General features: G+C 61.6%; 7 protein-coding genes. 5 read left to right on the top strand and 2 right to left on the bottom strand.

All coding sequences use genetic code 11. The features are described from left to right. Positions 1–75: 75 nt before the first annotated feature. A complete protein-coding gene (locus tag PVZ78_RS07750) occupies positions 76–1,470 on the bottom strand; it encodes a PhoH family protein (protein WP_009047096.1) in 1,395 nt (464 codons plus the stop codon). Positions 1,471–1,818: 348 nt separating this feature from the next. Next, complete coding sequence (locus tag PVZ78_RS07745; RefSeq protein ID WP_009047095.1) at positions 1,819–2,943, bottom strand: polysaccharide deacetylase family protein; 1,125 nt, start codon at positions 2,941–2,943, stop codon at positions 1,819–1,821. A gap of 284 nt (positions 2,944–3,227) precedes the next feature. Between PVZ78_RS07745 and yaaA the strand changes: the two genes are divergently transcribed. The 5 genes from yaaA to algK all read left to right on the top strand — a co-directional run bounded on the left by yaaA (position 3,228) and on the right by algK (position 10,592). Beyond that, complete coding sequence (gene yaaA, locus PVZ78_RS07740; protein WP_009047094.1) at positions 3,228–4,007, top strand: peroxide stress protein YaaA; 780 nt, start codon at positions 3,228–3,230, stop codon at positions 4,005–4,007. 813 nt (positions 4,008–4,820) lie between these two features. Further along, positions 4,821–6,137 carry a nucleotide sugar dehydrogenase gene (locus PVZ78_RS07735; protein WP_009047093.1) on the top strand — a complete coding sequence of 439 codons (1,317 nt, stop codon included), beginning with the start codon at positions 4,821–4,823 and terminating at the stop codon, positions 6,135–6,137. 209 nt (positions 6,138–6,346) lie between these two features. Continuing rightward, positions 6,347–7,828 (top strand): mannuronan synthase, encoded by a 1,482-nt coding sequence (gene alg8 / locus PVZ78_RS07730; protein WP_009042274.1) that lies wholly within the window; start codon positions 6,347–6,349, stop codon positions 7,826–7,828. Positions 7,829–7,863: 35 nt separating this feature from the next. Next, on the top strand, positions 7,864–9,033 hold the full coding sequence (locus PVZ78_RS07725; protein ID WP_124307700.1) for an alginate biosynthesis protein Alg44: 1,170 nt from the start codon (positions 7,864–7,866) through the stop codon (positions 9,031–9,033). 26 nt (positions 9,034–9,059) lie between these two features. Continuing rightward, positions 9,060–10,592, top strand: coding sequence for an alginate biosynthesis TPR repeat lipoprotein AlgK (algK, locus tag PVZ78_RS07720; protein ID WP_038581958.1), 1,533 nt, complete (start codon positions 9,060–9,062; stop codon positions 10,590–10,592). The last annotated feature ends 72 nt before the right edge of the window (positions 10,593–10,664 follow it).

Below are 10,664 nucleotides of genomic sequence, written 5' to 3'. Positions count from 1 at the left end.
CGCTCCTACGGAAGACAGGTTTTGTTCGGGCACAAAAAAACGGGCGGCCTTGCGGCCGCCCGTTTTTGTGAGGGGTTACAGATGGGATTCGGCGTATTCGGCCAGGATCGAGCGGGGAACCCCTTGCAGGGTGATGTGCACCCCGTTGGGGAAGTCCTTGAAGCGTTCAGTCAGGTAGGTCAGCCCGGAGCTGGTCGCGGACAGGTAAGGGGTATCGATCTGCGCCAGGTTGCCCAGGCACACCACTTTGGAACCGGCGCCGGCACGGGTGATGATGGTTTTCATCTGGTGCGGGGTGAGGTTCTGGCATTCGTCGATCAGGATCAGGCTCTGCTGGAAGCTGCGGCCACGAATGTAGTTGAGGGATTTGAACTGCAGCGGCACCTTGCTGAGGATGTAGTCGACGCTGCCATGGGTGTTTTCGTCATCCATGTGCAGGGCTTCGAGGTTGTCGGTGATGGCGCCGAGCCAGGGCTCCATTTTTTCCGCTTCGGTGCCCGGCAGGAAGCCGATCTCCTGGTCCAGCCCCTGCACGCTGCGGGTGGCGATGATGCGCCGATAACGCTTGCTGACCATGGTCTGTTCGATGGCCGCGGCCAGGGCCAGGATGGTCTTGCCTGAACCTGCGGCCCCGGACAGGTTGACCAGATGGATATCCGGATCGAGCAGGGCGAACAGCGCCAGGCCTTGATAGATATCGCGCGGTTTCAGGCCCCAGGCTTCCTGGTGCAACAGGGGTTCCTGATGCAGGTCGAGAATCAGCAGCACATCGGCGCGAATCTCCTTGATCCAGCCGACGAAACCCTGTTCGTCGATGATGAACTCGTTGATGTGCACCGCCGGCAGGTTGTCGGTGAGTTGCACCTGGTGCCAGGTGCGGCCGTGGTCCTGGCGGGTTTCCACCTTGCTCACGCGGTCCCAGAAGGAGCCGGTCATGTTGTGGAAGCCGTTGGGCAGCAAGGCCACGTCGTCGACCAGCTGGTCGGTGCTGTAGTCTTCGGCGGCGATCCCGCAGGCGCGCGCCTTGAGGCGCATGTTGATGTCTTTGGTCACCAGCACCACGCGCAGCTCCTTGTTGCGCGCATGCAGGTCGATCAACTGGTTGATGATGATGTTGTCGTTGAGGTTTTCCGGCAGCAGGCTGTTGGGCTCCGAGCGTTTGCTCATGAGGATCGACAGCAGGCCTTTGGGGCCGCTCTTGCCACGCTGGATCGGCACACCCAGCTCGACGTCTTCCGGCGAGGCCTCACCCAGGGTCTTGTCGATCAGGCGAATGGCCTGGCGGCATTCCGCTGCAACGCTGTGATGGCCGCTCTTGAGCTTGTCGAGTTCCTCCAGGACGATCATCGGGATCGCCACATGGTGTTCTTCGAAGTTCAGCAGGGCGTTTGGATCGTGAATCAATACATTGGTATCGAGTACATAAAGGATTGGCTGGTTGGAGGAAGGGCTACGTCCGTGGTCATCCATACTCGGTCACCTTATGTGGGGGCCAGTCGACGCAATACCATGGCGGTGCTGCGCCTCGAATCGACCGTCGAATTCACCCGCGAAGGTTCGAGTGAAGTGCACACAAAAGGAGTCTTGGGAGACGCCACCTGTGTTGCAGGTTTCGGCGGTCTGACTTCGTAATACTCCAAAACCTGTGACAGGAAAAAGCACTTTGACGCTTTTTTTAAGTTTATTTTGCAGAGTGACGAATAGCCCTTGGCGCGCTGCCCAAGCACCGTTAAAGTCGGAAGTCCGCTTGTATCGAAATCCTCGCCAAAATCGGCAACCTTTCCCCTTCGCCCCGCAAATACAGGCCTTTCGTCGTTTCTAGCGAAACGCGTCCTGACAATCCTCCCAACCGATTCCGCTCTGCGCCGTCTGCGTCAGCAACCAGGGCAATGCCGTCTTCACCGCGTCCTGCCGGGCGTTGAAATTGATCACCCCGTGCCGCCACAACAGCATCAGGGTCAGTACCCGCTGGCCGCTCTGCTCGCCCTTGAGCTTGCCGGCGCCGTCCTGCGGATCGATGTCCCACAGCGCCACCTGCAAACCCTGGGCATTAAAGAAGGGCTGCGCATCGGCCCGGCGCTGACCGTAGGGCGGGCGGAACAGCGGCACGTAGTTTTCCGGCAGCTTGCCCTTGACCAGCTCGACGCTGCGCTCGATCGAGTCCTGCCAGTCCTGCCAGTGGCTGTGGGAGCGATACTCCCAGCCCTGGACGCCCACGCACTGCTGCGCATACAGGGCCTGCAGGCTGGCCACTGAACGCTGCTCCAGGCGGCTCTGCACCTCGCTGCCGAGCACGAAGAAGGTGCCGTTCATGTTCGACTTGCGCAGGTATTCGGTGAGCCAGGGGGTGTTGTCCGGGGCGAGATTGGCGGCACTGTCGAAGGTCAGCAGGAACAGCCGGTCATTGAGTTCGTCGCCGTTGCGCTCGTAGTCGCCGAACCGCTCTATTTCGCTGGCGGTCTGGGGAAACAGCGCGGCCTTGCGCAGCAATTCGTCCAGGTACTGCTCATGGAAGGCTCGGCTCGGCTCGGCCCAGCGGGCGTAATAAGAGTCATCGCCCAACTGGAACTTGCCGGCCTGCTCGCGCAGGGTGTCCAGGTCTTCCACCAGGAAACAGAAGGACGCGTCCTGGTCGCAGCTCTGCTGGGCGAAGTTGTAGTTGGCCAGCAATTGCTGCCAGAGCCGCTGGCGGACGGCATCGATCGACGCCATGTTGATGATCCGCAGGCCCAGGCGCTGCTTCAACGAGCCTTCATCCCAGGCCTCGCTGACCAGCAGGGCGCGGGCAAAGGTGAGGATCTCCGCCCGCGACGCCACGTCGAACAGGGTCGGGTTGCTGAGCTGCTCCGGCCAGGTGCTGCGATCCAGGGTCGCCACCTCGCTCGGGGCCGCCAGGGCGCCGAAGCTCAACAGCCAGATCGAAAGAAAAAACGCGCTGCGCAAAGGGATGTCTCCATAACAAAACCCGCGCGGCACTATAGCCGATGCCACAACCCCGACCCTATTCGAATCCCCATCCCCTCTGTAGGAGCGAGCTTGCTCGCGATGCTCGTCAACGATGACGCATATCGCCTGATACCTTGCGCTGCTCTCAGGTTCATCGCGAGCAAGCTCGCTCCTACAGAAAGCAGCAGACAGCGGACCGGCGGCCTCCCCTATTGCCTTCATAGGTGGAGTCAAATCGCCCAAGCCCCTAGAATCCCCCGACGCTTACAGGAGACGACTTCATGCTGATGGTGATTTCACCCGCCAAGACCCTCGATTTCGAGACCCCGCCCGTCACTCAACGCTTCACCCAGCCGCAGTACCTCGATCACTCCCAGGAACTGATCCTGCAATTGCGCGAACTGAGCCCGGCGCAAATCAGCGAACTGATGCACGTCTCCGACAAGATCGGCGGCCTCAACGCCGCGCGTTTCGGCAGCTGGACCCCGGCCTTCACCCCGGCCAACGCCAAGCAGGCGCTGCTGGCGTTCAAGGGCGACGTGTACACCGGCCTGAATGCCGAAACCCTGAGCGAAGCCGATTTCGACTACGCCCAGCAGCATTTGCGCATGCTCTCCGGCCTGTACGGCCTGCTGCGCCCGCTGGACCTGATGCAGCCTTACCGACTGGAAATGGGTACCAAGCTGGCCAACGCCCGCGGCAAGGACCTGTACGCCTTCTGGGGCACGCGCATCAGCGAATGGCTCAATGAGGCCCTGGCCGAACAGGGCGACGACCTGCTGCTCAACCTGGCGTCCAACGAGTACTTCTCGGCGGTCAAGCGCACGGCCCTGAACGCCCGGATCATCAATACCGAGTTCAAGGACCTGAAGAACGGCCAGTACAAGATCATCAGCTTCTACGCCAAGAAAGCCCGGGGCATGATGAGCCGCTTCGTCATAGAAGAACGCATCAACGACCCGGCGGCACTCAAGCAGTTCGATGTCCAGGGTTATCGCTACAGCGCCGAACAGTCGAAACCCGACAATCTGGTTTTCCTGCGCGATCACGCACCGGAATAACGCACCCGGTCGACGCACTGGTTTCGCGCAAACGAGTGCGTCGACGAGCGGTCACTTTCCTCTTTGACCCCCGCCAAAACGCCAAACAATTGGCGCCAAAATATTTTCTTCTGAATTTATAACTTTTGTTTCACTCGACAGAGGTCATTTTTTTCAGTAGTGGCACGCAATTTTTTTATCGGTAGTGGCATAAAAATATCCCCGCGCTTTAACTCCCCATAACTAAAGGCTGAAATGGTAAGTGCTATCAATATGAAAGCAGTGCCATCTTTTGCAATATTTCAAGAAATTTCAGAAAACAGGATCAGCGGTCTGGAACTATGTCCTGAACCACCGCTCATACCACCGGTAACGATTCTCGACGAGTTTGTAGGAGATGACTTACATGGGATCCAACGACAGTAGCGAAGTTGTCATATTGTCCTGACCTACTGCTCAAGGACTCGAACTCAGGGTCAATACACAGGAGATAATGCACCATTACTATCCCCTACAAGGCCATGGCATAGCCCGCCTTAAAACGCTTCCGGGAGCGTGTAACTACCTGATTATCATGGGCCTGCGCCTATAAATCAGGATTATCGCCAACCTCGGAGCTGCCTTCCAGCAGGAAGGACGGCGACATTTAAGGGCAGCCCCTACAACAAGGCCAAGTTGCGCACAACTTGAGTGCACTTATTTAGACACTCGGAACTTAGTCTGCCTGCACTGGATATATCAACGCTTGTTCGTTGAACTTCCGAGTGCGCAATTAAAGCTGGCAAACATTAACTCCGGCCATCTAATGGCGTGAATAACACAGAGGTAAATGCGATGCGCATCAGCATATTTGGTTTGGGTTACGTCGGTGCAGTATGTGCCGGTTGCCTGTCTGCACGGGGCCATGAGGTCGTTGGCGTCGATGTTGCCAAGGACAAGATCGACATGATCAACGCAGGCCGTTCGCCGATCGTTGAACCGGGTCTGGGTGAACTTCTGGCGCAAGGTATTCAAACCGGTCGTCTGCGCGGAACCACCAACTTCGCCGAGGCGATTCGCGACACCGACTTGTCGATGATCTGTGTCGGCACGCCAAGCAAGAAGAACGGCGACCTGGAACTCAACTACATCGAGGCGGTATGCCGCGAGATCGGTTTTGTCCTGCGTGACAAGACCTCCCGCCACACCATCGTGGTGCGCAGTACCGTACTGCCGGGCACCGTGGCCAACGTGGTGATCCCGATTCTCGAAGACTGCTCCGGCAAGAAGGCCGGCGTCGACTTCGGCGTCGCGGTCAACCCTGAGTTCCTGCGTGAAAGCACCGCGATCAAGGACTACGACTTCCCACCGATGACCGTGATCGGCGAGTTCGACAAGGCTTCGGGCGACGTCCTGCAATCGCTGTACGAAGAACTCGACGCACCGATCATCCGCAAGGACATCGCCGTCGCCGAGATGATCAAGTACACCTGCAACGTGTGGCACGCCACCAAGGTCACCTTCGCCAACGAGATCGGCAACATCGCCAAGGCCGTCGGCGTCGACGGTCGTGAAGTGATGGACGTGGTCTGCCAGGACAAGACCCTCAACCTGTCCCAGTACTACATGCGCCCAGGCTTCGCCTTCGGCGGTTCCTGCCTGCCCAAGGACGTGCGCGCCCTGACCTTCCGCGCCGGTTCCCTGGACATCGAAGCGCCGCTGCTCAACTCGCTGATGCGCAGTAACGAGTCCCAGGTGCAGAACGCCTTCGACATCGTCTCCAGCCACGAAAAACGCAAAGTCGCCCTGCTCGGCCTGAGCTTCAAGGCCGGTACCGACGACCTGCGCGAAAGCCCGCTGGTGGAACTGGCGGAAATGCTGATCGGCAAAGGTTTCGACCTGAGCATCTACGACAGCAACGTCGAGTACGCCCGTGTCCACGGTGCCAACAAGGACTACATCGAGTCCAAGATCCCCCACGTCTCGTCCCTGCTCAACGCGGACTTCGACTCGGTGATCGACAACTCCGACGTGATCATCCTCGGCAACCGCGACGAGAAGTTCCGCGCCCTGGCCGAAGACGTGCCGCACGGCAAGCAGGTCATCGACCTGGTCGGGTTCATGTCCAAGGCCACCAGCGCGAATGGCCGGACCGAAGGTATCTGCTGGTAACCAGCGGTATCGGGGGCAGCTCCCCGTTCCTGTAGCCGCTGTCGCAGGTGCGATCGAGCCCGAAGGGGTCGCGACGCACCTGCAACTGCCGGAGGTTTATCGCAGCCCCCGGCAACGGCTACAGGAATGTGCCCCTTTGGCTTTTTTGCCTGCCTTAACCCCATCGGGCCACCCCACAGGCTCGCCCGAGATCGAGACGGATGCAGATTATGCACAGGCTAAAGCACGGCCTACTCCAGGCCGCAGGTTGGCTGTTTTTCTTGAGTTTACTGATGGGTCTCGCCCTGGCGTTGCCCGCGTCCACATTCGACTCCGAATCGAAGGACTTCATCTTCCTGATTGGCGCCGTGGGTATCTGGCGCTACTCGATGGGTGCCACGCATTTCGTGCGCGGCATGCTGTTTCTCTACGTGGTCTACCCGCACCTGCGCCGCAAGGTCCGCAAGCTGGGCAAGGCCGCCGATCCGTCCCACGTGTACCTGATGGTCACCAGTTTCCGGATCGACGCCCTGACCACCGCCCAGGTCTATGGCTCGGTGATCCGTGAAGCCATCGACTGCGGCTTCCCTACCACCGTGGTCTGCTCGATCGTGGAAATGTCCGACGAGCTGCTGGTGAAAAGCCTCTGGGCCCGCATGAACCCGCCGGCCCACGTCAAGCTCGACTTCGTGCGCATCCCCGGCACCGGCAAGCGCGACGGCCTGGCCTTCGGTTTCCGCGCCATCTCCCGCCACCTGCCGGACGACCGTGCCGTGGTCGCGGTGATCGACGGCGACACCGTGCTCGGCGAAGGCGTGGTGCGCAAGACCGTGCCCTGGTTCCAGCTGTTCGGCAACGTCGGCGGCCTGACCACCAACGAGTTCTGCGAAGTGCGCGGCGGCTACATCATGAGCGAGTGGCACAAGCTGCGCTTCGCCCAGCGCCACATCAACATGTGCTCCATGGCCCTGTCCAAGCGCGTGCTGACCATGACCGGACGCATGTCGGTGTTCCGCGCCAGCGTGGTCACCAACCCGGACTTCATCGCCGACGTGGAAAGCGACTCGCTGCAACACTGGCGCCTGGGCCGCTTCAAGTTCCTCACCGGCGACGACAAGTCCAGCTGGTTCAGCCTGATGCGCCTGGGCTACGACACCTTCTACGTGCCCGATGCGGCGATCAACACCGTGGAGCACCCGCCGGAGAAGAGTTTCATCAAGGCCAGCCGCAAGCTGATGTTCCGCTGGTACGGCAACAACCTGCGGCAGAACTCCCGGGCCCTGGGCCTGGGTCTCAAGCGCCTGGGGCTGTTCACCAGCGTGGTGCTGTTCGACCAGCGCGTGTCGATGTGGACCTCCTTGCTGGGCCTGACCGTGGCGCTGATCGCCAGCTTCAAGTACGGCACCGCCTTCATCCTGGTGTACCTGCTGTGGATCGGTATCACCCGCCTGCTGCTGACCCTGCTGCTGTCCTGTTCGGGGCACAGGATCGGCCCGGCCTACCCTTTGATCCTCTATTACAACCAGATCGTCGGGGCCCTGGTGAAGATCTACGTGTTCTTCCGCCTCGACCAACAGTCCTGGACCCGCCAACCGACTGCTCTGTCCCGTGACCTCGCCAGCTTTCAACGTTGGTTCAACACCTGGTCGTCTCGGACCATGACCTTCTCCGCCGGCAGCATTTTCGTCGCCGCGCTGCTGCTGATGGTCTGACCCGCCTTGCCTGAATTAACTAGGAAATCGCCCTTATGAACACCGCCGTGAACGTCAACGTAGTGCATGAATCCGAAGCCCAACGCCAACACGCCCGGGTCAAAATCCCGGCCAAGCTGCGCTTCTTCGGCCCCGACCGGACCCCGGTCGAAGCGCGGGTCATCGACCTCTCCGCCGGCGGCCTGAGCTTCAACTGCGGGCAACTGCCGATCAAGGTCGGCGACGTGCACAAGGGTCGCCTGCAGTTCGTCATCGACAACCTCGGGCTGGCCATGGACGTGGAGTTGCAGGTGCGCTCCGTGGATCGCCAGAGCGGTCGTGTCGGTTGCCAGTTCCAGAACCTCGAGCCCCAGGACATCTCGACCCTGCGCCAGCTGATCACCTCGCACCTGGCCGGCGACATCGTGACCATGGGCGACGTGCTCGCCACCCTGCAGCGCGACAACTTCACCAAGGCGCGCAAGACCAAGGACGCCGGCCACGGCATGAGCGCCCTGGGCCGCTTGCGCGCGGTGACCTTCAGCGCCGGGATCTTCGTCGTCGGCCTCGCGGCCTTCGGCTTCATCCTCAAGTCGGTGTACGGCATGTACTTCGTCAGCCACGCCCAGGCCGGCCTGGTCAGCGCGCCGGGGATGAACGTCACCATGCCGCGCGACGGCACCGTGCAGAGCCTGATCCAGGCCGACGGCGTGGCGGCCAAGGGCGCCCCGCTGGCGACCTTCAGCACCAGCATGCTCGACGTGCTCAAGGGCCACCTGAACGAAGACCAGCTGCAACCGGCCAAGGTCGAGGAACTGTTCGGCAAGCAGATGACCGGCACCCTGACCTCGCCCTGCGACTGCACCGTGGCCCAGCAGATGGTTGCCGACGGCCAGTACGCCAGCAAGGGCGACGTGATCTTCCAGCTGGTCCCGCGGGGCAGCCAGGCCAACATCGAAGCGCGTTTCTCCTATCGCCAGTTCGCCGACGTGCGTCCGGGGACCAAGGTCAGCTTCCAGATCGCCGGCGAAGACGAGGTGCGCACCGGCACTATCGTCAGCAGCACCAGCCTCAACAGCAGCGACCTGTCTTCGGACATTCGCGTGCAGATCAAGCCCGACGCTCCGCTGAGCAGCGCCTTCGCCGGCCGTCCGGTGGAAGTCAGCAGCGACCGTGGCCCATCCGTGAACTGGCTGATCGACAAAGCCATGGCTGCCGGTCTCTAACCATGAATATTCATACCCCACTCCCGATGACGAAAACGGCCCCTGTAGCCGCTGCCGCAGGCTGCGATCGAGTGCAACGCACTCGTGAAGGGGATGAATGCGGTCTGGCGAACACAGCGCGCCGTCCGGAAGCCGTCCGCTACGCGGCCGATCGCAGCCTGCGGCAGCGGCTACAGGGTTCGGCATTGCTGTTGCCTCTGGTGACCGCCATGGCCCTGGCCGGTTGCGCCGGCCTGCCCGACCAGCGCCTGGCCAACGAAGCCCTGAAGCGCGGCGACACCGTGCTCGCGGAGCAGAACTACCGGCAACTGGCGGACCTGGGTTACAGCGACGCCCAGGTCGGCCTGGCCGATATCCAGATGGAAACCCGCGACCCGGCGAAGATCAAGCAAGCCGAGGCGACCTACCGCGCCGCGGCCGACACCTCGCCGCGGGCCCAGGCGCGCCTGGGCCGCCTGCTGGTGGCCAAGCCCGGCTCCACCGAGGCCGAGCATCACGAAGCCGAAGGCCTGTTGAAAAAGGCCTTCGCCAACGGTGAAGGCAACACCCTGATCCCGCTGGCGATGCTTTACCTGCAATACCCGCAGAGCTTCCCCAAGGTCAACGCCCAGCAGCAGATCAGCCAGTGGCGCAGCGCCGGCTACCCGGAAGCCGGCCTGGCCCAGGTGCTGCTGTACCGCACCCAGGGCACCTACGACCAGCACCTGGCCGAGGTGGAAACCATCTGCAAGGCGGCGCTGAACGTCACCGATATCTGCTACGTCGAACTGGCCACCGTCTACCAGAAACGCGGCCAGCCGGAACAACAGGCCGAGCTGCTGAAACAGCTGCAGGCCGGACACGCCCGCGGCGCCATCAGCGCGCAACGAGTGGACAGCGTGGCCCGGGTGCTGGGCGATGCCAGCCTGGGCAAGACCGACGAGAAAACCGCGCAGGCGCTGCTGGAGCCGATCGCTCCCGGCTACCCGGCCTCCTGGGTCACCCTGGCGCAACTGCTCTACGACTTCCCCGAACTGGGCGACGTCGACAAGATGATGCAGTACCTGGACAACGGTCGCGCCGCCGACCAGCCCCGCGCCGAACTGCTGCTGGGCAAGCTCTACTACGAAGGCAAGATGGTCCCGGCCGACGCCAAGGTCGCCGAAGAACACTTCAAGAAGGCCCAGGGCAAGGAAGTCGCCGCCGACTACTACCTCGGCCAGATCTACCGCCGTGGCTACCTGGGCCAGGTCTACCCGCAAAAGGCCCTGGACCACCTGCTGACCGCCGCGCGCAACGGCCAGAACAGCGCCGATTTCGCCATTGCCCAGCTGTTCTCCCAGGGCAAGGGCACCAAGCCCGACCCGCTCAATGCCTATGTCTTCAGCCAGCTGGCCAAGACCCAGGACACCCCGCAAGCCAACGAGCTTGCGCAACAACTCGAAGCCCAACTGCCGCCAGGCCAACGCGCCGAGGCCCAACGCCTGCTGCAACAGGAGCAGGCCGTACGTGGCGCCTTGAGCCAGAACACGTTGGAACTGCACGCGCTGCAGGAAGAAGACGGTGAGGAATCCCTATGAAGTTCACTCCATCCAGCCACGCCAATCCTGTAGCCGCTGCCGCAGGCTGCGATCGAGCGCGCAGCGCTCGCC

This window comes from Pseudomonas sp. SBT1-2 (genome assembly GCF_028640875.1).
Lineage (GTDB): Bacteria > Pseudomonadota > Gammaproteobacteria > Pseudomonadales > Pseudomonadaceae > Aquipseudomonas > Aquipseudomonas chlororaphis_I.
Note: the sequence above shows the minus strand (reverse complement) of the source record. Positions and strands in the feature narration are given on the sequence as shown.